This is a genomic window from Vibrio aquaticus, assembly GCF_003970385.1.
Classification (GTDB): domain Bacteria; phylum Pseudomonadota; class Gammaproteobacteria; order Enterobacterales; family Vibrionaceae; genus Vibrio; species Vibrio aquaticus.
The window spans coordinates 1-386 of the sequence record NZ_RXZH01000188.1 but is presented as its reverse complement, the minus strand read 5'-3'; the positions used below and the strand labels follow the sequence as shown (position 1 = coordinate 386).

Genomic DNA, 386 nt, shown 5'->3' with positions numbered 1-386 from the left:
TGCCCGGTAGCTAAGTTCGGAATCGATAACCGCTGAAAGCATCTAAGCGGGAAGCGAGCCCTGAGATGAGTCATCCCTGACCCCTTGAGGGTCCTAAAGGGCCGTTGGAGACCACAACGTTGATAGGTGGGGTGTGTAAGCGCGGCGACGTGTTGAGCTAACCCATACTAATTACCCGTGAGGCTTAACCATACAACACCCAAGAAGTGTTCTGGGCCTTGTAGCGAATGAACGAACTACTCAAATTCAGTGATAGCGACCAGTCGTTATTCACATCAGCTTTCTCAGATTGAAGAATTTGCCTGGCGGCCATAGCGCCGTGGAACCACCTGATCCCTTGCCGAACTCAGAAGTGAAACGCGGTAGCGCCGATGGTAGTGTGGCAT

2 rRNA genes are annotated in these 386 nt (G+C 52.3%); both read left to right on the top strand.

What is annotated here, in order from left to right:
* Positions 1-192 (top strand): 23S ribosomal RNA (locus EJ063_RS20730); the annotation flags it as partial.
* 109 nt (positions 193-301) lie between these two features.
* Positions 302-386 (top strand): 5S ribosomal RNA (gene rrf, locus EJ063_RS20725); the annotation flags it as partial.